Source organism: Pseudomonas putida (assembly GCF_022627325.1).
Lineage (GTDB): Bacteria > Pseudomonadota > Gammaproteobacteria > Pseudomonadales > Pseudomonadaceae > Aquipseudomonas > Aquipseudomonas putida_X.
Genome location: NZ_JAETZZ010000010.1, coordinates 195,188 through 219,429, shown reverse-complemented (window position 1 = coordinate 219,429; position 24,242 = coordinate 195,188). Strand labels below are relative to the sequence as shown.

The following is a 24,242-nucleotide window of genomic DNA, read 5'->3' as shown; positions in this document are numbered from 1 at the left end:
CAGCGGCCCCCGTGGGGCAGCCAGTGCTGTATCACGCCAAAGGTTCAGGAGGGGCAATGAAGACGCACACCACGCAAGCGCCTGAGAAAGCAGGCCAGGCCAAGGGCCAAGGGGAAGTCGAGCGGGACAATGATGCCCATCGGCCAGACGGCTCGAACGGTACGGCGCATGATTCCACCGCGCAACGAACCGCGCGAGACAAGGGGCCACACTCGTCCGACCACGCCGACGGCCAAGATGACCTGGGTTTCGACCCGGACTCACCGGACCTGGACGACCCGCAGGTCGATCCCCAAGGGCCGGCCAAGCCCCCCAGGGATGTGGAGAAAAAGGCACCCTGATCGAGGCCGTGAGCGCGGAGGTTCTGGATGCTGTTCAGCGCACCCGCTCAAGGCTTTGCACCGAAAGCTGCAGGGCTTTTTGCATGTCCAGCCGCGCCGAACGCCCCACGTCCTGGTCGTGCAACTGAAAGTTGCGCTCCGACGGCAGGATCGGCGCGGTGAGGTCTTCGGCGTCCTCTCGTTCGAAGTCGTTGTTGCCGCCGATGGTCATGGCGCTGCGGCGCAGCAGCATGCGTAACTGCTCGGGCTGCAACTGCGGGTTGATCGACAGCATTGCCGCCAGCAGGCCTGTGACCATCGGGGTAGCATAGGACGTGCCGCAATGCACCGCCCCGGGTTGGCCTGCCTGTGGGGTAGAGGCGTGGGCGCAGGCTGCGGCGGTGATGTCGACGCGCATGTCTACGTTCGAGGTGCTGCGCTTGACGGCATAGTTTGGCGACTCGACGGGGACTGACGCCTGCCCGCTGCGTTGATGGCCACCCACCACCAGCAGTTGTTCGGTGATGAAGGAGGAGGGCAGGCGGTATTCGTCGGTGCCCGAGAACGAGGCGCCGTTGCCGGCCGAGTTGACCACCACCACGTCCGGATGGGCCTTGCGCAGCCAGAGAAAGAACTCCTCGAGCAGCTCTTCATAGCCGCTCATGGCAATCCCGGAGCGCAGCAGTGAGTCCACTTCGTCGCCTTGCACGTTGCGCGCCCCGACGCGGTGAATGCCCCAGCTCCAGTTGAGTACGCGCACGCCGTCCTCGACCAGGTTCACCGATGCGGCAATGTTGGCGGTGATGCCGGCATCGGAGTTGCGCTCGACGATCACCTCGAAGCCACCTGCCGCCTTGTCCAGCCCCTTCAGGAAGCCGGTATTGCCCCCATCATCCCAGGCGGCCGCGAGAATGCCGGCCACGGTCGTGCCGTGGTTGTCCGGCTTGCCGGCATCCTGGGCATAGACGCAGGTGCGGCGCCCCTCGCAGGCGCCCAGGTAGTCGGCGAAGTCTGCGCTGTCGAAGTCGACGTTGCGTTCGATCACGCCGACCCGAATGGGGGTGGGCAGCACCGGTGCCTGGCGCCCCGGGATGCGCCGCTGGTAGTAGTGCACCGCATCGAGAAAGCGGTTGGCAGCCCACTCGTCAGAGTCTTGCGCAGGCTTGCGGGTCCCCGGCGCCTCGCGGGCGGCGTGCTCTGCCTCTTCAGCCGCTGATTCCTCCACCACCACCGCATCCACGCTGGTTTCACCACCCAGACGCAATACCAGCGCGTCGCGCTGCACCAGGTCCCGGGCGGGCAGGCGCAGCTGATAAAGGTTCAGCGCAGCGATGCTGCCAACCACCTTGGCCCCATATTTGCGCGCCAAGCGTTCGGCCTCCTGGCGGCCGTCGTGGTCCTCTTCGATCAACACGCTGACCAGGTCGACATAGGTGGTCAGGCCATCCATGTTCTTGGCCACCTCCTTGGGCCCTGCGGCCAGCACATGGTTGTTGCGCAGGGTAAGCCAGGCGGCGTTGCTGGCACGCGGGCCGTCCTGCAACCACAGCGGGCCGCTTCGCACCGCCGTGCTGTCCAGTTGCAGGCGCAGGGTGTCACCCTGGCGCTGGATACGCGCCGGAGCCACTGCGTTGCCGTTGAGCAGCAGCTGCGGCGTGGCCTGGCCAAGGCCCTGCACGCGCAGGCACCAGGTTTGCTGCTGGCTGTCCATCAAGTCGCCGCAGCGTTTGAGCTGTTGCAGGCGTAACGGCTGCTCGGCGAGCGCAGGGGTACTGGCCGCCAGCGTCAGCGCCAGGGCAAGGGCAATGCGTGAATGGCCCATGGCTTACTCCATGGCCTCGGCCACACCCTGATCCTCACCCAGAAAGCCACCGCTCTGGTGCTGCCATAGCCGGGCATAGGTGCCGTTCCTGGCGAGCAGTTCGCTGTGGGTTCCCTGTTCGATGATGCGCCCCTGGTCCATGACGATGAGCCGGTCCATGGCGGCGATCGTCGACAGTCGGTGGGCGATGGCGATGACGGTCTTGCCCTGCATCATTTCATTGAGGCTTTCCTGGATGGCGACCTCGACTTCCGAATCCAGCGCGCTGGTGGCTTCATCGAGCAGCAGGATCGGGGCGTTCTTGAGCATGACCCGGGCGATGGCGATGCGTTGACGCTGGCCACCCGAAAGCTTGATGCCGCGTTCACCCACCAAGGTGTCGTAGCCGCTGTGGCCTTGCCGGTCGCTGAGCTGCTCGATGAATGCATCGGCCTGGGCGTTGGCCGCGGCGTGGCGGATCTGTTGCTCGGTCGCATCGGGGCGACCGTAGGCGATGTTGTCGCGGATGGAGCGGTGCAGCAGGGAGGTGTCCTGGGTGACCATGCCAATGGCGCTGCGCAGGCTGTCCTGGGTAACCTTGGCGATGTTCTGCCCATCGATGCGAATTTCGCCGCTGTCCACGTCGTAGAAGCGCAGCAGCAAGTTGATCAGCGTGGATTTACCCGCACCGGAGCGCCCCACCAGGCCGACTTTTTCGCCTGGGCGAATGTGCAGCGTCAGCCCGTCGAGCACCTGGCGTTCGCCGTTGTAGTTGAAGCTGACGTTGTCGAAGTCCACCGCCCCGCCCGTGGTCTTGAGCACCCCGGCGTTCGGCGCATCCTGCACTTTCGGGCCGCGCGTGAGGGTCTCCATGCCATCCTGCACGGTGCCGATGTTCTCGAACAGCGAGGTCATCTGCCACATGATCCAGTGCGACATGCCGTTGACCCGCAGTGCCATGGCGGTGATCGCGGCGACCGCGCCAGTGCCGACTTCGCCCTGGTGCCAGAGCCACAGGGCGTAGCCACCCGCGCCAGCGATCAGGCCGACCACCAGCGCCTGGTTGACGATCTCGAACTGGCTGACCAGGCGCATCTGGCGAAAGCCGGTGAGCTTGAAGTCTTCCATTGCCGCCCGCGCGAAATGCGCTTCACGCTTGGAGTGCGAAAACAGCTTGACCGTGGTGATGTTGGTGTAGGCGTCCGACACTCGCCCGGTCATCGAGGAACGCGCGTGGGCCTGCTCCTGCCCTACCTGGCCCAGGCGCGGCACGAAGTACAGCATGGCCAGCCCGAACAACGCGACCCAGGCAATGAACGGCAGCATCAGCTTCAGGTCGAAGCCGCCGGCCAGGGCGATGATCGCGATGAAATACACGCCGATGCCCGGGGCGATCTCGATGACGGTGAACAGCACTTCGCGCACCGCCAGCGCCGTCTGCATCACTTTGGTGGTGACCCGGCCGGAAAACTCGTCAGAGAAGAACGACAGGCTTTGGCGCAGCATCAGCCGGTGGAAGTCCCACCGCAGTCGCAGTGGCAGGTTGATCGCCAGTACCTGATGCTGAACCATCGTGCGCAGCGCCACCAGGCCGATGCTGGTCAGCAATACGATGGCGATACCCCACAACACCCGGGTTTCCTGCCCATCGGCAGCGCCGCCCGCCTGCCAGGCCGAGAGCAGGTCGACGACCTGCCCCAGAAAGGAAAACAGCCAGGCTTCGTAGATCGACACCCCGGCGCTCAGCAGCGCCAGGGCCAGCACATAGCCGCGCGCGCCTCGCGTGCAGGCCCACAGGAAGCGCAGCAGGCCAACCGGGGGTGGGGGCGCCTCGTCGGGTGGGAAGGGGTCGAGCCGTTGTTCAAACGCGCGCAGCATAAAGTCTCCGAATGGGTCAGGTGTCGCTCACTTGCGACAGGGGCCTGGCTACGTGTTCAAGTGGCTGTCGCTCTGCCGCCACGCCCCACAGCGCCTGGGCCAGTGCCGCGATGATCATCAACGCCGCGCCGATCAGGTAGCCGTACAGGACATTCAGGCGCTCGCCGGTCTCGATCAGCGCGCCGAACAAGGTCGGGCCGATCAAGCCACCAAGCCCCGTGCCAAAGGCATAGAATACGGCAATCGCCAGCGCACGGATCTCCAGCGGGAAGGTTTCAGCCACGGTCAGGTAGGCCGAACTGGCGGCTGCCGAGGCAAAAAAGAAAATCACCATCCAGGCGATGGTCTGCTCGGTCACATCGATCAGTTGCTGCTGGAACAGGTAACCGCTGACCGCCAGCAACAGGCCGGACAGCAGGTACGTGGAGCTGATCATGATGCGCCGCCCGACCACGTCGAACAGCCGGCCCAGCAGCAACGGCCCGCAGAAATTGCCCAGGGCGAACGGCAGTATGTACCAGCCCACCTGGGCAGGCGGCACGTCGTAGAAGTCGGTCAGCACCAAGGCATAGGTGAAGAAGATCGCGTTGTAGAAAAAGGCCTGGGCGGTCAGCAGCGTCAGCCCCACCAGTGCCCGCCGCCGGTGCACCCTGAACAGGCTGTGGAACACCTCGCGCAGTGGCGTATGGTCGCGCGCGCGCAGCTGCAGGGCAGGGGTTTGCAGCGGGGGAATGGCGATGCCGCGCTGGTGGTAATGGCGTTCGATACTGGCGACGATGCGTTCGGCCTCTTCAGGCTGATTGTGAATCATCAACCAGCGTGGGCTTTCGGGTATCCACAGGCGCATCAGCAGGATCAGCAAACCCAGCGCGGCGCCGATGCCGAAACACAGGCGCCAGCCCAGTTCACCGCCAAGCACCGCTGGGTCGAGCAGGATCACTGCGCCCACCGCGCCCAGTGCGGCACCGAGCCAGAACGTACCATTGATGGTCAGGTCGACCCAGCCGCGATAGCGCGCCGGGGTGAATTCCTGGATGGTCGAATTGATGGCGGTGTACTCACCGCCGATGCCGGCCCCGGTGAGAAAGCGAAACAGCAGAAAGCTCCACAGGTCCCAGGCGAAGGCCGTAGCCGCCGTTGCGCCGATGTACAGCAACAGCGTGACGAAGAACAACTTGCGCCGCCCCAGGCGGTCGGTGAGCCAGCCGAACAGCAATGCACCCAGTACGGCACCGGCGATGTAGGCCGCCCCTGCCAGGCCGATCTGGGTATTGGTCATTGCCAAGGTCGGGCTGGCCTTGAGCGCGCCCGCCACCGAACCGGCCAAGGTCACTTCAAGGCCGTCGAGCAGCCAGGTGATGCCCAGCGCCATGACCAGCAGGGTATGAAAGCGCGTCCACGGCAGCCGGTCGAGCCGGGACGGTATGTCGGTGCGGTAGAAGCGCTCCTGCGCACAGGCGCCGGCGGGTGGTTGCAGGGCGTGGGTCGTCATGGCGCGTCCTGTCGGCTGGCGGGTGGGCAGCTCGGTTATCGCCGGTTTTTGTCTTCGACCTCAGCCAGGCGCCGCTTGATGGCCTCGGTCTGCGCCTGTTGTTCCTTGATCGACGTCGGCGTGATCACTTTGTCCACGGCTTCGGTGTCGGGGTCCGGCCGCTCCAGCACAGGGTCGGGCGATGGCTCGCCTTGCTGGGCCTGCTCCGAGGATATCGGGCGAGGGACTTTATCCGCGCTGTCGCCGTTGTTGCGATCGGTGTGCTTCATGGCTTGCTCCCGCTTGAAGGTATGTCTTTCAAAAGAGCCTATGGGCATGAAAAAGTTTGATTGGCTTCGCTTTGTGCCGGCAACCGAGGCACAGCGGCGTATCAGGCTGAACATCCGCCAGCAAGCCTCGTCCAAACGGATGACGGGCCTTCGCCGCCCAACCCCACCAGGAAACTGCCGCAGGAGTGAATGCCATGCCACGTGGAGACAAAGCCAAATACACCGAGAAGCAGAAACGCAAGGCTGAGCATATAGAAGAAAGCTACGAGCAGAAGGGGGTCTCCAAAGATGAGGCCGAGGCGCGTGCTTGGGCTACCGTCAACAAGCAGTCTGGGGGTGGCGAGAAAGCTGGCGGCTCAGGCAAGAAGACCACGCCCGGCGAAAAAAGCACCGCGCGTTCCGACTCTGCCAGGCGTGCCGCCAAAACCCGTCAGGGCCATGCCCGCACATCAGGCGCTTCCCTGGAGACCCAGACCAAGGAAAGCCTGATGAAAGAGGCCCGCAGCAAGGACATCAAGGGGCGCTCCAGCATGACCAAGGCACAATTGGTCGAAGCGCTGCGTGGGCTGGGTCGATAGGGGCTGAAGCTCAGGCCTCTCTGAAACCCCGCTCTTCGGTACTGTGGCCGAAGGTCTCGGCCCCTTGCGGCAGCGCTGTGACCTTGATTGCCCGCACCGGTACGGCGAACTTGGCGCCGATCCTGGAGAACCGTTCGAGCAAGCGGAAGTTGATGGCCTGCTGAATGTCCATGTAGAGGTTGTAGCCTGGGTCCTTGACGATGTAGACGCACTCGAACTCCAATGCCTCCTTGCCGAAACCACGCAAGTGGGCGCGGTCGAAGCGCGCCTGGTCCTGCGCCTTGATCGCCTCCTCGACGATGGCCGGGGCTTTTTTCACGGCCTCGGTCGGGGTGTCGTAAGACAGCCCGAACTCAAAGACGATGCGCCGCTCCTGCAAGCGCTTGTAGTTCTGGATGGTGCTGCTGATCATGCTGGCGTTGGCCATGACGATCTGCTCACCGCCCAGGCTGCGGATGCGCGTCGTCTTCAGCCCGACTTGCTCGACGGTGCCGGACAATGAGCCGATGACGATGAAGTCGCCCACCTCGAATGGCTTGTCCACGGCAATCGCCAGCGAGGCGAACAGGTCGCCGAGGATGTTCTGCACAGCGAGCGCAACGGCAATGCCGCCCACACCCAGGCTGGCGACGAAGGCGGTGATGTTCACGCCCAGGTTCGACAGCATGGCCAGCAGTACCACCGACCACAACAGCACGCGTGCGCCCCAGCCGGCCAGGGTAGCCAGGGCGCTGCCCTGGTTCAGGCCTGGGGTGCCGTGCCGGGCGAAGTAGCGGCCCAGGCCCAGCCCGATGGCGCGGTTGGCCCACAGGCCGATCTGCAGCGCTGCTACCACGAACCAGAGGCTGCCCACCCGGCTCAGCCAGCGCTCGGGCAGGTCGAGCATGCTCAGGCCCACCAGCACAGAAGCGAGGAACAGCAGGGAATTGCTGGTGCCGGACAGTACTTTGGCCAAGACATGGCTCAGCGCACCGTCATGCACGGACCAGCGTTGCACCCGCCTGAGCAGAAAACTGATGGTCGCCCGTGCGGCCAGAAAGGTCAGTGCGGCGACCGCGACCGCCAGCAGCAGGTTGAGGATGGAAATACCGAATACAGTGGTGTCGGTGAAAAACTCGATGATGCGATCGTTCATGAGCGATTGGCCTCCTGGTTGCCCTTGAGTGAATTCGCACGTGCAGTGCATCGGACGCCCAGTGGGCGCAAGAGGTCGATCGGATTTTGGTTTTTTGTCGGCGTTTGCAGCCCCTGAGCGCCTGGACGCCTGTGAGATCACGCACTGCCGATCTCACAGGCGACACAAGCCTGGGCTTAATTCACCGCGGACATCACCGCATTCTCTTCCTGCTGCAATTGCCTGAAATTCCCTGCAATGGTCTCGATCAGCGCCGCGTCGGCAACGGGGTCCATCCCTGGGTAAGGCTTGCCGTTGTAATCACCCTTATGGGTCAGCACAGCCTCGACGCGTTCACCGTTCTGCTGGTAGATGCGTTTGATGGTCTGCGCTTCGAGGTCCTTGCTGTCGTTGCAACGCAACGCATAGTGAATGCCAAGCGCAGCCCCGAACGCCAGGCCAGGGGTTTCGATGCCGTGCTTGTGGGCAAGGTCGATACTGCTGAGGATGCGCTCGTTGCGCTGAAGTTTGCGCAGTGGGTCGCGCCCGACACGCGAGCATGGGTCTTTGAACGACGTTTTGCAGCGCTCCAGAAAGGTGGCGGCAAAATCGCGAACCGCCTCTGCCATGTCGGCATTCTCAGCCACCAGTGCCGGTGCGACCTCCTGGCTGATCAAGCGCTCGGCCAGTTCACTGACCCGCTCATCGCCCATGGCCTGGCCAACCCAGTCATAGCCCAGCACGCTTGCATACCAGGCAATGATGGCGTGAGGGCCGTTCCACAGGCGGTTCTTGATGACCTGGATCTGCGCAATGTCAGCGACCGTCTTCACTTGGCGCAGACGCTCCAGCAGGTCACTGCCGCGCTCCACGTACAACGGCATGTCTGGCTCGCTGTTGAACAGGATCAGGTGCAACTGGCTCATCGCGTTGCTGGACTGCGCGAACGGCCGGAAGCGGCAGATCAGCCGCTCGTATTCAGGTACGGGTGCGGAGGGTTTGCTGACCGGTGCAGGCTCGTCGTCAAGGCTGTTCTGGAACATCTGCGACTTGATGCGCAACTGACGGACCAGGGCCTCGTTGCTGAGTTTGGACACGATGCGGCTGACCACCGTCTCCGCGAAATGGGTTTTTTGCAGGATCTGTTGCGTGATGTCTGGCGCGCACAGCAGTTCCAGCTCCGCCTGTACGTGCAAGCGTACGAACGCGGCGCCACCGATCTTGTTCAGCACGATCAGGATGGTGAGGTCACGGCCCCGGCGCTCGAAGCGGCGCAGCAGGCCTTGGGCAATCACCTTGGCCTGTTTGCGGATGGCCTGCTCCGGCAGGCTGAGGCCGACGATTTCTGCCGCGTTGTACATGTCGATCACCGCCTCGGCATCGTCCATGTCGATCATGCGTACATTCTCGATGGTCTGGTCGAACGAGGTGGCGCCGTAGCGCACGCTGTAGCGGCCAAACGCAGAGACGGTTTCGCGGAGCATGCGCGAGCGGGTGGCCGCGATGATTTCACACGGCCGGGTGTAGCCGTCCCAATGGGAAAACACCTGGGTCAGGTAACCGCCGCCGATGGCGCCGAACCCGTGAATGCCGACACGGAACTGGTTCAGTGACGCTGGAAAGGGCTCTTCAAGCTGCGGCATGCCCAAGTCAGGCACGCATTCGCTCAAGTCGGCGAGGAATTCGGTCATGCTGCGGTAGGCCTTCAGCGCGCCGGCTTTGACTTCAGCGGCCGGCGGCTTGATGTCTTCGATCAGGATCGCCTGGCCTTCGGCACGGATGGCCGAAAGCATGCCGTTTTCCGAGTCTTCGACCATGAAGCACTGGCTCGGCTCGCAGTTGAGGGCGGTGGCGGCGCGCAGGAAGATTTCGGGGTGGGGTTTGCCTTGGCTGACTTCGTCGCCACACACGGTGATGTCGAAATACTTGAGCACATTGGCGTTGATCAAGTACTCCTCGGCAATGGCCCGGCGGCTGGAGGTGGCGACCGCCATGGTCAAGCCAGACTTGCGCAGCCGCTCCAGCACTTCCAGCAAGCCGGCTTTGATCGGCACGCCGTGGTTGCGCACGTACTCCAGTTCAAGCTCATCGGCGCGCTGGCGGATCTGCGCGTACGGGAAGTCGTCACCGTTGTGCGCCTTGGCCAGGGCCTCGGCCTTCTTCGCGCTCAGGCCCAGCGAACCGATCAGTGTCTGCTCGCTCAGCGCCTTGCCGGAAATTTCCAGAGACGCTTGTTTGAGCGTCTTGAAGCGCAGGCGCTCGGTGTCGAACATGGTGCCATCCATATCGAAGATGGCGCTGAAAATGCGTTTGCCTTGAAAAAAGATCATTGGCTATTGCCCCTTGTTGAGTCGTGATTCATCTCGGCTTGCACACGGGTACAAGCGAGCGCTGCGAAAAAACGCGGCTTGAGTTGTCAGGTAGGGGGCAGGCGATCGACAGGGCCGCGCACCGGCGCGACGTAGAAGTAAGGGGGGACAGAGCGGGGAGTGCAGAGGATGTCTGCGAGCTTCGAGGCAGCTCGGGCGCCTTGTTTGACTTCACGCCCACTGGCTGCAGATCGGTTTGCAGACAGTGAGCGCAAATAGCGATGGATACGTGTGATTCCTGGCATGGGGTGCTTCGCTTCCTTTGTTTTGACGGGTATTCCTTTTTTACCCTTGCACGTATGCCCGGTCACATGCAACCGGCAAGGGCGCCGCAGCGTGCCATGCGCGGTTCGTGCCTTACCTGTTCAGCGCTGCCTGCTCCCTGAGGATCTGCATCTGCTGGCGATAGTCTGCGGTCACTTGGCGCGCCTGTGGGTCGACACCGCAAGGCTGGAAATCCGCGGCTTGGGGGGGCTTCACTGCAAGTGTGCTTCTCACAACACCCTGCCGCTGCCCAACGGTAGCTGGCCGGTTGGGTTCAATGCAGCCTCAGCAATCGGTCCAGTGACAAAGCGCCGGCCCCGCGGGCTACCAGCAACAGCAGCAGGCCGGCCCAGGACAGGTGGGTAGGCCAGGCATCCGGGTAGACGAATACCTGGATGACTGCCGTCATGCCTAGCAAGGCAAGGGCCGAAAGCCGGGTGAACAGGCCCAGCACCAGCAGCAGTGGGAACACGTGTTCGGCGTAGGTCGCCAGGTGGGCTGCGAGCCAGGGCGAAAGCAGCGGCAGGGCATACTCGGTGTGGAACAAGTCGTACGTACTGGGGGTGATGCTGAGCAAGCCTTCGACCTTGGTACGGCCTGACAGGAAGAAGATCGCGGCGATACCCAGCCGCGCTATCAGGCACACGGCACTGTCGCTGAGCAGCCGTTGCAGGCCGTCGGCAAGGGCGTTCCAGCGTTGGCGCAGGCCAATGGGGGGAGCAGGTGGGCGTAGGGTGTCCATGGCCGTTCCTTCATTCGAATGAAAGCGGGAGAAAGACCCGGGCCTGCATCAGGCGACCGAGCAGGCTGGTGAAATCGAGGTCAGGCTGGCGTTGCAGGGCGAGCTGTGAGGCGCCTTGCAGTGAGTGACCGGCCGCGCAGGCATCGAGGAAGGTACAGCCACCGGCCTCGAGTGGCTGATGGTTCACGCCATCCTGGTCGGCGCTCAACAGTGCGCCTTCTGCCACCCAGGGTTGTGACTGGGGCCATGGCAGGCCTTGGCGGCTGCAGCGCCACAGGCTCAGTGCCGGGTGCGCGTCGAACCATTGCCAGCGCACGCTTTGGCGCGGCCGCAGGTGGCTACGGCCCAGGTCACTGGCCGTCATGCCTGCCAGGTCGGCCAGGGCCAGGCAAGGTTGCTCGATGGCGCAGAACACTTCACACCAATGCCAGTCCAGGCGCGCGACGTCAGCCAGGTACGGCAGCCCGTGGCTGGCTTGCCTGTCTTGCAAAAAGGCGGCGAACGTGGCGCCGTAGCGAATCAGCCGCGGGTCGTCGGGTGGCGTGTGCTGTGCGTAGGCCGCCGCCGCTTGCTGCATCCAGTCGGTACCGACCAAGGTTTCGACACTGGGAAAGTTGGCTCGCAATGCGTCCACGCACCCGGCCATCACGGTATTGCGGTAGACCGCGAACGCCGGCTGGCAGGTCAGGCTCTGCAGCAGCGGGGCAGGGCGCCGGCAGAGGGCGTCGATGAAGGCGTCCTGGAACTGGGCAAGGGGCAGGTTCATGGCAAGGCCCCTGCGTGGTCGAGTGCCGCCTGGGCAATGGCCCGTTCGGCAAGCAGTTCGTCGAAGGCCGGCAGGTTGCCGTCGCGCTCGATCAAGGTCGGGCGCGCGCCGATGCGCGCGATCAGCCGGCGGTACAACGCCCAGACCGGTTCGGCGATGGCTGCATCATGCGAGTCGATGAGCAGTGCGCCTTGGTCGTCGTGACTGTGGCCGGCCAGGTGCACTTCGCTGACGGCATGGGCCGGGAAGCGGTCGAGGTAGCCCTGGGCGTCGAAACCCAGATTGTGGGCGCTGACATGAACATTGTTGATGTCCAGCAACAGCGTGCAACCGGTGCGGCGCACCAGTTCGCCGAGAAAGTCGATTTCGTCCAGCGCGTGCCCCTGCAGGTGCAGGTAGTGGCTGGGGTTTTCGATGGCGATGCCACGGCCCAAGGCATCCTGGGTGCGCATAATGTTGTCGCTGATGCGTACCAGGGCTTCGTGGCTGCGGGGGAACGGCAGCAGGTCGGGGTGATATTGACCACGCCAGGTGGACCAGGCCAGGTGTTCCGAGACCAGCACCGGCTTCACCTGGTCGATCAGCGTGCGCAACCGGCGCAGGTGGGGCAGGTCGGGTTCGGCGTCCGCTGCCAGTGACAGTGCCACCCCGTGCAGCGACAGCGCATGGCGTTCGGCCATGCGCTGCAGCCACGCCAGGCGCGGCCCGCCGACCATGTAGTTCTCTGGATGCACCTCGTACCACAGGCCATCGGCGTTGCAGGCTAAGGCTTGGGCAAAGTGTTCAGCCTTGAGCCCCAGCCCGGCGCCCAGAGAGGCAGTCGAGTTCATGGTCGGCGGCCTCTGCTCAAGACTTGATCGGGGTCAGTGAACCCATGCCGTTAGGCGTCTTGATCGAGGTGCAGGTGCCAGCCGGCACGTTTTTCCAGGCCATGCCGTCGTAGTCTTTTTTGGAGCTGCCTGCGCAACTGGTGCCGGCACCGGCTTTGCAGTCATTCTTGCCGGCCATGGCAACGCCGTAGCATTTCTCCATGGCCGCACCAGTGCTGGTGGTATCGGCAGCGGTGGCGACGCTGGCCATGGAAGCGAGGGCCAGGGCGGCAGTGGTGAGGGCGAGGCTATTCATGGGGGTGTCTCCAGAGGATGGGGCCGTGGTGATGTACCAGGCTCATGGACTAGTTCGCGCTGGCCGCTGCTCGGGTTACAGGCACGCGAAAATATTTTCAGGGTGCTGCATCTGACCTGAGCGGGGCGCTGAAAAGCGCAGCAGCGGCTAAGGTTCGATGAAAGAAAAAACTTCAGACGGTGTAACCTTGGCGCCCCATGCAACGAACTAACACTCAAGACACGCTCGGCGCACGCGAGAGGCAGTTGCAGGTTTTGCTGCTGCGCGGGCTGGCGGGTGATGCGCAGGCTTACCGCGAGTTTCTTGCGGCATTGGCGCTGCATGTGCGCGGGTTTCTGCGGCGGCGTCTGTACCAGCGCCCGGCCGAAATCGAAGACGTGCTGCAGGAAGTGTTGCTGGCCGTGCATAACGCACGTCACACCTACCAGCCGCAACAGCCGCTGACGGCGTGGGTGCAGGCGATTGCCCGCTACAAGCTGGCAGATTACCTGCGCCGTTATGCGCGCCACGACGCGTTGCATGACCTGCTGGAGGACGACAGTGGCCTGTTCGCCGTCAGCGAGGAGGCGCCGGCCCAGGCCAGTCGCGACCTTGCCAAGCTGCTGGGGCGGTTGCCGGAGCGCCAGCGTTTACCGATCGTCCACGTCAAGTTAGAGGGGTTGTCGGTGGAGGAGACTGCGCGCATTACCGGGCTGTCCAGTTCGGCGGTCAAAGTGGGGATACACCGGGGGCTCAAGGCGCTTGCCAGGCTGATTCGAGGCAGTGAAGAGCATGAAGACTGAAGAACTGATTACCCTGCTGGCCGCCGGTGAAGGGCCGGTGGACCGTCACGCGCTGGCACGGCGCCTGGCGCTGGCGTTGCTTGCAGGCACACTGGCTGCGGTGCTGATGACGGTCGCCCTCTATGGCGTGCGTAGCGACCTGGGCGAAGTGGTGCGTACGCCGCTGTTCTGGGCCAAGCTGGCCTTGCCCACCAGCCTGGCGCTGCTCGGGCTGTGGCTGACCCAGCGTCTGTCCAGGCCCGGTGTGCGCGGCGGGATAGCGTGGCAGCTGCTCGGGCTGCCGTTGCTGGTGGTCTGGCTGGGCGCGGCGATCAGCCTGTTCGGGGCTCCGGTCGAGGCCCGTGCCGATTTGATTTTTGGGCGTACCTGGCGCACCTGTGCGCTGAATATCACCCTGCTGTGCGTGCCGGTGTTCATCACCCTGTTCTGGGCATTGCGTGGCCTGGCGCCGACGCGTTTGCGCCAGGCTGGCGCCGCAGCGGGCCTGCTCGCCGGTTCGACCGCAACGGTGGTCTACTGCCTGCACTGCCCGGAAATGCAGGTGCCGTTCTGGGCGACCTGGTACGTGCTGGGCATGTCGGTGCCCACCCTGATCGGAGCAGTGCTTGGTCCGCGTGTGCTGAGGTGGTGAAGAGGTAGCGCCTCGGGTTTGTACGAAAAGTCGCCGAGTGGCGATCAGGCAAGGCGAAAGCCGGCGAGGAAGCGGAGTTTACGGGGTGTAAATGAGCATTCCGAGCCTGCTCTCAACGCAGCATGATCGTCGCGCAGGCACTTTTCGTACAAAGCCTAGCGCAATGCTCGCTCTATCCCCCCCACCAGCAGGCTTTCCATCAAGCCCAACCCCTGTTCCTCAGGCAACGCCTTCAGCATCCCAGGCAACTGGTTGAGCAAGGTCGCCACCACCTGCGCCGTCGCCGCCAATGCCGCGTCGGGGAGTTTCGCCTGTGGTGCGATCAACCGCAGCAACCCGGTCTCATAGCGCTTGCGCAACAACGCCAGGCGCGTTTGCTGCGCTTCGCTCAGGCAGCAGAAGTCCCGGGCAGCCAGGCGAAACTGCAGGGGGCGTTCAGCATGCAGTTGCCAGTGCGCTGCAATCAGGCAGGCCAACGCTGACCGCCCGCTCGCCATGGCGCGGCGGCCAGGCTCCAGGGTTGCCTGCAGCTCCTCGTACAACTCTTCGATCAGGTCGTACAGCAAGTCCTGCTTGCTCGGGAAGTGGTGATACAGCGAACCGGCGGTCAAGCCAATGTGTGCCGCCAGTTCGCGCATGCTCACCTGGCCGAAGCCTTTCTCGGCGAACAGCGCCATGGCACGGTCACGCCGCTCTTCAAAATTGGCACAGCGCATCGCGGCGTTGACCGGGGGCATGCTGTCCGCTCCTCAGTAGGTGAAGAAGCCGCGGCCACTCTTGCGCCCCAGCCAGCCGGCCGCGACCATTTCCTTGAGCAGGGGGGCCGGGCGGTACTTGCTGTCATTGAAGCCCTCATGGAACGCCTCCATGATCGCCAGCAGGGTGTCCAGGCCAATCAGGTCGGCCAGCGCCAGGGGGCCGATAGGCTGGTTGCAACCCAGGCGCATGCCAGTGTCGATGTCCTCGGCACTGGCCAGGCCCTCCTGGCGCACGAAGATCGCTTCGTTGATCATCGGCACCAGAATGCGGTTGACCACGAAGCCCGGGCGGTTACCGGCAGTGATCGGCGTCTTGCCGAGCTTTTCGGTGACCAGTAGCGCCTGGGCATAAGTGCCATCGCTGGTTTGCAGGCCACGAATGATCTCGACCAGGGCCATCATCGGCACCGGGTTGAAGAAGTGCACGCCGATGAAGCGTTCGGGGTGCTCGATGCTGGCCGCCAGTTCGGTCACCGACAGTGACGAGGTGTTGGTGGCGATCAGGCAATCGGGCGCCACGTTGGCAGCCACTTGCTGCAGGATGCGTTGCTTGAGCTGCAGGTTTTCGGTCGCCGCCTCGATCACCAGTTGCGCAGTGCTCAAGTGGGCATAGTCGGTGCTTGTGTGGATGCGCGCTTGCGCTGCGCTGGCGCGCGCTGCATCGAGGGTGCCCTTGTTGACCTGGCGCTCCAGGTTTTTGCTCAGGGTGGCTACGCCGCGCGCCAGCGCGGCCTCGGCGACATCCACCAGCAGCACCTGATAGCCGGCCACCGCGCAGACTTGCGCGATGCCGTTGCCCATGGTGCCGGCGCCGATCACGGCGATCTGTTCAATGCTCATGCTGCAAGCCCCCTCAAACGCGCTCGAAGACGACGGCGATGCCCTGGCCGCCGCCAATGCACATGGTGGCCAGCGCGTAACGGCCCTGGATGCGTTGCAGTTCATGGATGGCCTTGGTGGCGATGATCGCCCCGGTGGCACCCACGGGGTGGCCGAGGGAAATGCCGGACCCGTTCGGGTTGACCTTCTCGGGGTCGAAATCCAGCGCCTGGGCCACGGCGCAGGCTTGGGCTGCGAAGGCTTCATTGGACTCGATCACGTCCAGGTCGCTGATGTTCAGGCCGGCCTTTTCCAGCGCCTTGCGTGTTGCCGGGATCGGGCCCAGGCCCATCAGCTCCGGTTCGACGCCGGCATGGGCGTAGGCCACCAGGCGCGCCAGCGGCTTGAGCCCCAGGCGGCGTACGGCGTCACCGGTGGCCAGCACCAGGCCGGCAGCCCCGTCGTTGATGCCGCTGGCGTTGCCGGCAGTCACAGTACCGTCTTTCTTGAAAACGGTTTTCATGCCGGCCAACTGTTCGGCGGTCACATCGCCGCGCACGTGTTCGTCAATGGCAAATTCGACGGTGCCTTTGCGGGTTTTCAGCTCCAGCGGCACGATCTGGCTGGCGAAGCGGCCTTCAGCGATGGCGCGGGCAGCGCGGCGTTGGCTGGTCAGGGCCAGTTCATCCTGCATCTGGCGGGTGATGCCATGCTTGGCGGCGACATTTTCCGCGGTGATGCCCATGTGGAAGTGTTCGAACGGGTCCTGCAGCACGCCGACGGTGTAGTCGATGCCTTGCAGGTCGCCCATGCGCGCCCCCCAACGGGCCTGCGGCAGCAGGTAAGGGCCACGGCTCATGGACTCGGCACCGCAGGCCATGGCCACATCGGCATCACCAAGCAGCAGGCACTGGGTGGCGGAAACGATGGCCTGAAGGCCCGAACCGCACAGGCGGTTGACGTTGAACGCCGGGGTTTCCTTGGGGATACCCGCGTTCATCGCGGCGACCCGCGACAGGTAGGCATCGCGTGGTTCGGTAGGGATGACATTACCCATCACCACATGGCCGACCTGCTCAGGGGCTACGCCCGAGCGCTCGAGGGCGGCGCGGCTGATGGCGGTGGCAAGATCTGCCAGGGGCAGGTCCTTGAGCGAGCCACCAAAACCACCGATGGCGGAACGGACGGCACTGACGACGTAGATTTCTGCGCTGCTCATAGAGGCTCCGATTGCGAAGGCATGGCGGGAGCGGGCCAGGCTCTGCGAGAATGGTTGGCGCTCCCTCGTTGAGTCCGAGTCTAGGCAAAGGCCCTGTGCCAGCCTATGCCGGATCTGTTCAGTCAACCTGGCACTTTTTGCCACTCAGCATAGACAGCGAATAACGCCATGCGCGATAGCGATTCGGTCGCGGTGTACTTTCTCAATGCCATGTTCCATGCCCTGCGCGACCAGCCCGAGGTGCGTGATGCGCATTTGCTTGCGGTGGGCATCGACCCGGCGGTGCTCGACCAGCCGCAGGCCCGGGTACCGGCCAAGGCGTTTGCCCAGCTATGGCTGACGCAGATCCAGCTGCTGGACGATGAGTTCTTTCGCCTGGACAGCCATGGCATGCCGCTGGGCAGCTTTGCCTTGATCTGCCGCGGCCTTATTCAGGAACCGAACCTGGACAAGGCACTGCGCCAATGCCTGGGCAATTTCAGCCTGTTTCTGCGTGACCTGCGGGGCAACCTGACGGTGCGCGCGGGGCGGGCGGTGATCAGTGTGCACTCGGACATTGCCGACCCGTTGACCCGGGTGTATGCCGAGGAAACCTATCTTGTGCTGGTGGTGGGCCTGCTGTGCTGGTTGGCCGGGCGCCGTCTGGCCATCGACCGCACTGAGCTTGCCGTGGCGCGCCCGGCACAGGACGACGACTTGCTGCTGTGGGGCCCGGACTTGCGCCTGGGCAGCGGGCGTACCGAGGTGGAGTTCGACAGTGCCTACTTGCGTTTGCCGGTGGTTCAGGACTTGGCGGGTCTGAAAACGTTCCTGCGGAGTGCGCCGCAGGGGTTGGTCATCCGGTTTCGCAATCAGAATGGGTTGGTGGCGCAGGTGTACCGGCATCTGCGTGCCCGGCGCTATGGGCAATGGCCGACGTTGGCGGCCATGGCGCAGTGGCAGGGTATCAGTGCCAGTACTTTCCGTCGGCAGTTGGAGCGCGAAGGGCGTTCGTATCAGCAGATCAAGGATGAGGTGCGGCGTGCCATGGCGTTCGAGCGGTTGCGGGAGGGGGTGATGAGCATTGCTGAAATTGCCGAGCAGGCGGGCTTTCAGGAGCCTAGTGCGTTTCATCGGGCGTTCAAGAAGTGGACGGGGGAGAGTCCGGGGAGGTATCGGGCTAGGTTGGTTGGGCACTAGGTTGGCTGCGAGCTGCGAGCGGCAAGCTGCAAGATAGAAGTTGGGGGGCTTTGATTCGGGTGGGCATATCCGGTTGCCATGGTGGCGCTTACTCACCTTTCCGCCCTTACGGCGGGTCCCTTTTTGTCTTGGCAAAAAGGGACCAAAAACCGCCGGCTCCCGTCATCCGGCCCCTACGCTTCGCTTCGGGGTTCCCTCGCTCCGGCCTTGCTCCCGGGAGGACCGCGCTCACGGCCCATCCATGGGCCGAAGCGCTTGACGGGCATCCATGCCCGTCACCTCCCTCCGCAAGACCTGCGCTCGGCCTCCTGAAGTCGCAATTTGCGGTGACTGAGCTACCGCGCGCTTTAAAAGCAAAAGCAAAAGCAAAGGCAAAGGCAAAGGCAAAGGCAAAGGCAAAGTAAGCATTGAGCGACAGCGTTGCGGCGGTGTCGCCGTTGGCTGTTGGCTTTAGAAGCGTGCGGTACTCACCGTGATGTAGCCTTTGTCCAGCAGCGAAATGCGGATCACGGTCTCGTCGGCGGGGGCTTTGCGTTTTTGCTTGATGGACACAACCTCGACGGCAACGGCGCGGATGCGGTGGGCGATGAGGCGGCCGCAGGCGTCGAAGAACAAGTCGCTGGCCAGCAACTCGATGCGTTCGATCAGCCCTCGCGTGCGCTCGTCGGTGGCACAGAAGAACAGTACGCCCGACAGGTGCGGGTCATCGTCAGGGTTGCTGACATCATGAGCCAGCAGCTCGCGCAGGGTACTGCGCAGCTCGGCAGTGGTGCGGGTGTGTGGATGCATGCGCTGCTTCCTCTGGGACACAAGAGCCGATCATGTTTTCCATGGTGGTGGGCGGCAAGTAGGACGCTTCCGAGAGGTTGGGTAGGAATTTTCTGAACATGTAGGGACGGCCGGGTGGTTTGCAAGCGGTCGACCTGCGAAAGCCAACCACGGCCCGGCTCTTCTGGTGGCGGTGAGTCGTCAAGGCTCGGGTTACGTGATGGCCGCTGCCCCGGCCTTGGCCACCTGGGCATCCTGCTCAGGCTTGACCCCGGACACACCGATGGCGCCAACCACCTGGCCATCCACCCGCAACGGCACGCCGCCCTCCAGGCAGGTCAGCAGCGGCGCTGTGACGAAGGCGGTACGCCCACCGTTGACCATCTGTTCGTAATCACGCGTTTCCTTGCGCCCCAAGGCCGAGCTGCGGGCCTTTTCAACGGCGATGTAGGCGCTGGCTGCCGCGCAGCCATCCATGCGCTCCAGGCCAAGGGGATGGCCGCCGTCGTCGACCACCGCGATGGTGACATTCCACTGATGCGCCAGAGCCTCCTGGCGCGCGGCTGCGAGCAGGCGGGCAACTTCGGTCTGACCTATCACGGGCTTGCTAAGCATGGCTGTTCTCCGGGTTCAGGGCTGCTTCGACGATTTCGATCCAGTGCCGTACCGGTGTGCGCCCGGCACCATTGAGGTGGGTCTGGCAGCCAATGTTGGCGGTGGCGATGACTTGCGGCTTGCCGCTTTCCAGTGCGTTGAGGCGGTTATCGCGCAGTTGCCGCGACAGCGCTGGCTGGGTCAGCGAGTAGGTACCGGCAGAGCCGCAGCACAAATGGCTGTCCGGCACTGGTGTGAGGGTGAAGCCCAGCCGCGCCAGCAGGCGCTCCACCTGGCCACCGAGCTTGAGGGCGTGCTGCAGGGTGCACGGGCAATGAAACGCCAGGCGTTGTTCGTGGCACACGCCCAATTGCTCGACCGGTTCATCGCGCAGCACTTCCACCAGGTCGCGTGACAGCGCGCTGACCCGTGCAGCCTTGGCCGCGTAAAGCGGATCCTTTTCCAGCAGGTGGCCGTAGTCACGCACGAAGGCGCCGCAGCCGCTGGCCGTCTGCACGATGGCTTCGGCGCCCGCTTCGATGGCGGGCCACCAGGCATCGATGTTGCGCCGGGCACGCTGCAGGCCCTGCTCCTGGGCATTGAGGTGGTAATCCACCGCACCACAGCAGCCGGCTTCGAACGCTGGCTCGACGCTGATGCCCAGGCGGTCCAGCAACCGCGCGGTGGCGGCGTTGGTGTTGGGCGACAGGGCCGGCTGCACGCAGCCTTCAAGCAGCAGCACGCGGCGCGCGTGGCGCACCGCCGGGCGCTTGCCAGGGGCGGCCACTTGGGCGGGCAACTTGCTCTTGAGGGTGGCCGGCAGGACGGGGCGCAGGGCCTGGCCTGCGCGGGTCAGCGCCTTGAACAGCGCCGGGCGCGGTACCACTGCACGCAAACCCTGGCGCAGCAGGCGCTCGCCGAGCGGGCGGGGCACCTGCTGCTCGACCACGGCGCGGCCGATGTCCAGCAGGTCATGGTATTTGACCCCTGACGGGCAGGTGGTCTCACAGTTGCGACAGCTCAGGCAGCGGTCCAGGTGCAGTTGGGTGCTGGCGGTGACCGGTGCACCTTCGAGCACTTGCTTGATCAGGTAGATGCGCCCACGCGGTCCGTCCAGTTCATCACCGAGCAGCTGGTAGGTGGGGCAGGTGGCCGTGCAGAAGCCGCAGTGCACGCACGCGCGCAGGATGCTCTGGGCCTCTTCGGCGCGGGCCAGGCGCTTGGCGCTTTCGCTCAGGTTGGTTTGCATGCTGTGGCCTCACAGGTCCGGGTACAGGCGGCCAGGGTTGAACAGGCCCTGGGGGTCGAGTTGCCGCTTGAGGGCGTGGTGGTAGCGCATCAACGCGGCGGGCAGGGGGGCGCTGCTGTGCTCGCCGGGGGTAAAGCCTGTGGCGTGGCCGCCGGCCTTGGCCACCTGCTCGCGGATCACCGATGCCGGGGCGCTGGACTTCAGCCAGCGCTGCGCACCGCCCCAATCGATCAACTGGCGCCCCGGCAGGTCCAGTTCGGCGGTATCGATCGGTACCGACAGGCGCCACAGCGGTTCGTCGCCGTCGAAAAAGGCCAGGCGCTGCTCGCGCAGCTCGCTCCAGAACCGGCTGTCGAGCACGTCGCCGCCCAGGCGCTGACGGGCCGATTGCACCGAGCCCTCACCGCCTTCCAGGCGCAGGTACAGCGCTTCGCCGTCGTGGCAGGCTGCGCTGATCGGCAATGGCTGCTGGCCCCATTCAACCAGCTCGGCCAGGGCCTGATGGCGGTCCATCGGCAGGCGCAGACTCAGGCATTGGCGTGGCCGTGGCAGCACCTTCAGCGATACCTCGGTCAGCAGGCCCAGGCAGCCGAAGCTGCCGGCCATCAGCCGCGACACGTCGTAGCCTGCGACATTTTTCATCACCTCACCGCCAAAGCGCAGCAGTTTGCCGTGGCCGGTAATGACCCGCGTGCCGAGCACATAGTCGCGTACCGAACCGGCCCAGGGCCGGCGCGGCCCGGACAGCCCCGCCGCGACCGCGCCACCCAAGGTCGCACCGGCGCCGAAGTGGGGCGGCTCGCACGGCAGCATCTGCCCGGCCTCGAACAGCGTCGCTTCGATTTCCTGCAGGGGCGTACCGGCGCGAGCAGTGAGCACCAGCTCGGTCGGGTCGTAACTGACGATGCCGCGGTGGCGGCGGGTATCGACGATCTCCCCGGCCACCGGGCGGCCCAGCATGGCTTTGCTGTTGCTGCCCTGAATGCGCAGCGGGGTGTTCAGGTTCAAGGCCTGGTTCACCTGTTCGAGCAGGTCCTGGCTCATGTCACGGTCCAGGCTCATCAGAAGCGCTCCAGGTCAGGAAAGGGCAGTTGGCCGTGATGCACATGCATGGCGCCGAACTCGGCGCAGCGGTGCAGGGTGGGGATGTTCTTGCCTGGGTTGAGCAGCCCTTTGGGATCGAACGCGGCCTTCACGGCATGGAACAGGGTGATTTCGTCGCTGTTGAACTGCGCGCACATCTGGTTGATTTTCTCGCGGCCCACACCATGCTCGCCGGTGATGCTACCGCCCACTGCCACGCACAGTTCCAGGATGCGCCCGCCGATGGCTTCGGCGCGTTCCAGCTCCCCGGGCAGGTTGGCATCGAACAGGATCAGGGGGTGCATGTTGCCGTCGCCGGCGTGGAATACGTTCGCTACGCGCAGGCCGTACTGTTCGGACAGTTCGCTGATGCCCTTGAGCACGCGCGGCAGTTCGCGGCGCGGGATGGTGCCGTCCATGCAGTAATAGTCTGGCGAGAGGCGCCCCACGGCAGGGAATGCGTTCTTGCGGCCAGCCCAGAAGCGCACCCGCTCGGCCTCGTCACAGGCCAGGCGCACCTCGTCGGCACCGGCCTGCTGCAGAACCGCTGCCACGCGTTCGCAGTCGTCCTGCACGTCGGCCTCCACCCCATCGAGTTCGCATAGCAGGATCGCCGCGGCCTCAACCGGGTAGCCGGCGTGGATGAAGTCTTCGGCGGCGCGGATCGCCAGGTTGTCCATCATTTCCAGGCCACCGGGGATGATCCCGGCCGCGATGATTTCGGCCACGGCGCGGCCGGCGTCCTCCACACTGGCGAAACTGGCGAGCAGGACCCGGGCGACCTGAGGCTTGGGCAGCAGCTTGACGGTCACTTCAGTGACGATGCCGAGCATGCCTTCGGAACCGGTGAACAGCGCCAGCAGATCGAAACCAGGGCTGTCGAGGGCATCACTGCCCAGGGTCAGGCGTTCGCCTTCGACAGTGAGGATCTCCACCTTGAGCAGGTTGTGCACGGTCAAACCGTACTTCAGGCAGTGCACGCCACCGGCGTTTTCCGCGACGTTGCCGCCGATGGAGCAGGCGATTTGCGAAGAAGGGTCTGGCGCGTAGTACAGGCCGTGCGGCGCCGCGGCCTGAGAAATGGCCAGGTTGCGCACCCCGGGCTGAACCCTGGCGAACCGGCCGAGCGGGTTGACTTCAAGAATGCGGTTGAAGCGTGCCATGACCAGCAGGATGCCTTTGGCCAATGGCAATGCGCCGCCTGACAGCCCCGTGCCGGCTCCGCGAGCCACGACGGGAACGCCGCGCAGGTGGCAGAGCCTGAGCAACGTCTGCACCTGCTCCAGACGCTCGGGCAGCACCACCAGCAGGGGCACGGTGCGGTATGCAGAGAGGCCGTCGCAATCGTAAGGTGCCAGGTCTTCGCGGCGATGCAGGATCTCAAGGTCGGGCAGCGCTTCGCGCAAGGCCTGCAGCAGTGCAGGCTGGTCAACGGCAGGCAGCGCCCCATCGACCCGTTCGTCGTAGAGAATGTTCATCAGGCTCACTCAACGGCAATTTTTGTTGTTGTGGGTAAACCGCTTACCCCCGCAGCCTGCGCGCCCGGTCGCACCAGGTCGAGTGCGAAGCACACTGGTCCTACCAGTTTTTGTGCCTGCCGCTGTTTATTTACCCGTTCAGGCGTATAGATTGGCGCAAGCTATGGAAGTGGTCCTACCAGTGGAGGGGTGCGCATGGTTGCTGAAGGCAAAGCCAAGGTCGCCGACCAGGTTGCCGAGCGGGTCGAACGGTTGATCGTCGAGGGTGTGCTCAAGGTGGGTCAGGCCCTGCCTTCGGAGCGGCGCCTGGTGGAAAAGCTTGGCTGTTCGCGCTCTGCGCTGCGTGAGGGCCTGCGCATCCTGCGTGGGCGCGGCATCATCGACACCGAACAGGGGCGCGGCTCGTTCGTCGCCGACCTGACCGGGCAGCAGGTGGGTATCACGCCGCTGATGCACCTGTTCAGCTCGCAGCCGCGCACCTTGTTCGACCTGCTGGAAGTGCGCGCGCTGCTCGAGGCCGAGTCGGCGCGCCTGGCGGCGTTGCGGGCCACCGAGGTGGACCGCCTGCTGATCCGCCGCCGCTATGAGGACATGCTCGCCGCCCACGCCGCGCCCGAAGGGCTGGATGCGCGTGAGCACGCCCTCCGCGACCACGCCTTCCACCGGGCGATCAGCGAGGCCTCGCACAACCCGGTGCTGGTGCACACCCTGCAGTCGCTCAGTGATCTGACCTTGAGCACGGTGTTCGCATCGGTCAACAACCTGTATTGCCGCCCCGCGCAGAAACGCCAGATCGACCGCCAGCATGCGCGGCTGTATCACGCCGTGATGGAGCAGTTGCCGGAGCAGGCGCAGCGGGCGGCGCGTGAGCACATCAACGGAATTCGTGACAGTTTGCGCGAGATCGAGCAGGAGGAGCAGCGGCTGGTGCGGGCGACGATGCGCATGGACGGGTGGGGGTGAG

General features: G+C 64.5%; 23 protein-coding genes and 1 pseudogene. 6 read left to right on the top strand and 18 right to left on the bottom strand.

Annotated elements, in window-relative coordinates; all coding sequences use genetic code 11:
- Positions 1–194 precede the first annotated feature (194 nt).
- Positions 195–341, top strand: a pseudogene (locus tag JNA92_RS17365) (DUF6021 family protein); the annotation flags it as partial.
- A gap of 34 nt (positions 342–375) precedes the next feature.
- Here the strand turns inward: JNA92_RS17365 and JNA92_RS17360 are convergent.
- The 4 genes from JNA92_RS17360 to JNA92_RS17345 are packed head-to-tail and all read right to left on the bottom strand — an operon-like array spanning position 376 to position 5,760.
- Complete coding sequence (locus tag JNA92_RS17360; RefSeq protein ID WP_431312467.1) at positions 376–2,142, bottom strand: S8/S53 family peptidase; 1,767 nt, start codon at positions 2,140–2,142, stop codon at positions 376–378.
- A 3-nt stretch (positions 2,143–2,145) separates the two neighbouring features.
- The gene (locus JNA92_RS17355; protein WP_241805893.1) at positions 2,146–3,999 is read right to left on the bottom strand and encodes an ABC transporter ATP-binding protein; all 1,854 of its coding nucleotides are present in this window, start codon (positions 3,997–3,999) and stop codon (positions 2,146–2,148) included.
- A 16-nt stretch (positions 4,000–4,015) separates the two neighbouring features.
- Complete coding sequence (locus JNA92_RS17350; RefSeq protein ID WP_241805892.1) at positions 4,016–5,491, bottom strand: MFS transporter; 1,476 nt, start codon at positions 5,489–5,491, stop codon at positions 4,016–4,018.
- Between the two features lie 35 nt (positions 5,492–5,526).
- Positions 5,527–5,760, bottom strand: a complete 234-nt coding sequence (locus tag JNA92_RS17345) for a hypothetical protein (protein ID WP_241805891.1) — start codon at positions 5,758–5,760, stop codon at positions 5,527–5,529.
- Positions 5,761–5,954: 194 nt separating this feature from the next.
- On the opposite strand from JNA92_RS17345, the gene JNA92_RS17340 reads away from it, so the two are divergent.
- The gene (locus JNA92_RS17340; protein WP_241805890.1) at positions 5,955–6,338 is read left to right on the top strand and encodes a termination factor Rho; all 384 of its coding nucleotides are present in this window, start codon (positions 5,955–5,957) and stop codon (positions 6,336–6,338) included.
- Between the two features lie 10 nt (positions 6,339–6,348).
- Here JNA92_RS17340 and JNA92_RS17335 read toward each other — a convergent pair whose 3' ends face one another.
- From JNA92_RS17335 to JNA92_RS17310, 6 genes are all read right to left on the bottom strand, one after another.
- Entirely contained in the window at positions 6,349–7,473 is a 1,125-nt protein-coding gene (locus JNA92_RS17335; RefSeq protein WP_241805889.1) for a mechanosensitive ion channel family protein, read from the bottom strand.
- A gap of 176 nt (positions 7,474–7,649) precedes the next feature.
- Positions 7,650–9,782: a bifunctional mannitol-1-phosphate dehydrogenase/phosphatase gene (mtlD, locus tag JNA92_RS17330; protein ID WP_241805888.1), complete on the bottom strand. Its 2,133-nt coding sequence runs from the start codon at positions 9,780–9,782 to the stop codon at positions 7,650–7,652.
- 577 nt (positions 9,783–10,359) lie between these two features.
- A complete protein-coding gene (locus JNA92_RS17325) occupies positions 10,360–10,827 on the bottom strand; it encodes a DoxX family protein (protein ID WP_241805887.1) in 468 nt (155 codons plus the stop codon).
- Positions 10,828–10,837: 10 nt separating this feature from the next.
- On the bottom strand, positions 10,838–11,593 hold the full coding sequence (locus JNA92_RS17320; RefSeq protein ID WP_241805886.1) for an HvfC/BufC N-terminal domain-containing protein: 756 nt from the start codon (positions 11,591–11,593) through the stop codon (positions 10,838–10,840).
- Positions 11,590–12,423 (bottom strand): MNIO family bufferin maturase, encoded by an 834-nt coding sequence (gene bufB / locus JNA92_RS17315; protein ID WP_241805885.1) that lies wholly within the window; start codon positions 12,421–12,423, stop codon positions 11,590–11,592. The genes JNA92_RS17320 and bufB overlap by 4 nt, the downstream gene beginning before the upstream one ends.
- A gap of 16 nt (positions 12,424–12,439) precedes the next feature.
- Positions 12,440–12,718, bottom strand: coding sequence for a BufA1 family periplasmic bufferin-type metallophore (locus JNA92_RS17310; RefSeq protein WP_241805884.1), 279 nt, complete (start codon positions 12,716–12,718; stop codon positions 12,440–12,442).
- 197 nt (positions 12,719–12,915) lie between these two features.
- Here JNA92_RS17310 and JNA92_RS17305 point away from each other — a divergent pair, with 197 nt between their 5' ends.
- Together JNA92_RS17305 and JNA92_RS17300 are read left to right on the top strand one after the other, a co-directional pair.
- Positions 12,916–13,500 carry a sigma-70 family RNA polymerase sigma factor gene (locus tag JNA92_RS17305; RefSeq protein WP_241805883.1) on the top strand — a complete coding sequence of 195 codons (585 nt, stop codon included), beginning with the start codon at positions 12,916–12,918 and terminating at the stop codon, positions 13,498–13,500.
- A complete protein-coding gene (locus tag JNA92_RS17300; RefSeq protein WP_241805882.1) occupies positions 13,490–14,131 on the top strand; it encodes a DUF1109 domain-containing protein in 642 nt (213 codons plus the stop codon). Before JNA92_RS17305 ends, JNA92_RS17300 begins: the two co-directional genes overlap by 11 nt.
- Positions 14,132–14,286: 155 nt before the next feature.
- Here JNA92_RS17300 and JNA92_RS17295 read toward each other — a convergent pair whose 3' ends face one another.
- The 3 genes from JNA92_RS17295 to JNA92_RS17285 are packed head-to-tail and all read right to left on the bottom strand — an operon-like array spanning position 14,287 to position 16,927.
- Positions 14,287–14,868 (bottom strand): TetR/AcrR family transcriptional regulator, encoded by a 582-nt coding sequence (locus JNA92_RS17295; protein WP_241805881.1) that lies wholly within the window; start codon positions 14,866–14,868, stop codon positions 14,287–14,289.
- Positions 14,869–14,880: 12 nt separating this feature from the next.
- Positions 14,881–15,729: a 3-hydroxybutyryl-CoA dehydrogenase gene (locus JNA92_RS17290; protein WP_241805880.1), complete on the bottom strand. Its 849-nt coding sequence runs from the start codon at positions 15,727–15,729 to the stop codon at positions 14,881–14,883.
- 13 nt (positions 15,730–15,742) lie between these two features.
- A complete protein-coding gene (locus JNA92_RS17285; RefSeq protein WP_241805879.1) occupies positions 15,743–16,927 on the bottom strand; it encodes an acetyl-CoA C-acyltransferase family protein in 1,185 nt (394 codons plus the stop codon).
- Between the two features lie 168 nt (positions 16,928–17,095).
- On the opposite strand from JNA92_RS17285, the gene JNA92_RS17280 reads away from it, so the two are divergent.
- Positions 17,096–18,106 (top strand): AraC family transcriptional regulator, encoded by a 1,011-nt coding sequence (locus JNA92_RS17280; RefSeq protein ID WP_241805878.1) that lies wholly within the window; start codon positions 17,096–17,098, stop codon positions 18,104–18,106.
- A 450-nt stretch (positions 18,107–18,556) separates the two neighbouring features.
- Here the strand turns inward: JNA92_RS17280 and JNA92_RS17275 are convergent, their stop codons facing one another.
- The 5 genes from JNA92_RS17275 to glcD all read right to left on the bottom strand — a co-directional run bounded on the left by JNA92_RS17275 (position 18,557) and on the right by glcD (position 23,278).
- Complete coding sequence (locus tag JNA92_RS17275) at positions 18,557–18,895, bottom strand: hypothetical protein (protein ID WP_241805877.1); 339 nt, start codon at positions 18,893–18,895, stop codon at positions 18,557–18,559.
- 192 nt (positions 18,896–19,087) lie between these two features.
- The gene (locus JNA92_RS17270; protein WP_241805876.1) at positions 19,088–19,489 is read right to left on the bottom strand and encodes a heme-binding protein; all 402 of its coding nucleotides are present in this window, start codon (positions 19,487–19,489) and stop codon (positions 19,088–19,090) included.
- Positions 19,482–20,717, bottom strand: a complete 1,236-nt coding sequence (gene glcF, locus JNA92_RS17265) for a glycolate oxidase subunit GlcF (protein WP_241805875.1) — start codon at positions 20,715–20,717, stop codon at positions 19,482–19,484. Before glcF ends, JNA92_RS17270 begins: the two co-directional genes overlap by 8 nt.
- 9 nt (positions 20,718–20,726) lie before the next feature.
- Positions 20,727–21,779: a glycolate oxidase subunit GlcE gene (glcE, locus tag JNA92_RS17260; RefSeq protein WP_241805874.1), complete on the bottom strand. Its 1,053-nt coding sequence runs from the start codon at positions 21,777–21,779 to the stop codon at positions 20,727–20,729.
- On the bottom strand, positions 21,779–23,278 hold the full coding sequence (glcD, locus tag JNA92_RS17255; RefSeq protein WP_241805873.1) for a glycolate oxidase subunit GlcD: 1,500 nt from the start codon (positions 23,276–23,278) through the stop codon (positions 21,779–21,781). The genes glcE and glcD overlap by 1 nt, the downstream gene beginning before the upstream one ends.
- Positions 23,279–23,473: 195 nt before the next feature.
- Here glcD and glcC point away from each other — a divergent pair, with 195 nt between their 5' ends.
- Positions 23,474–24,241, top strand: a complete 768-nt coding sequence (gene glcC / locus JNA92_RS17250; RefSeq protein ID WP_241805872.1) for a transcriptional regulator GlcC — start codon at positions 23,474–23,476, stop codon at positions 24,239–24,241.
- The last annotated feature ends 1 nt before the right edge of the window (position 24,242 follow it).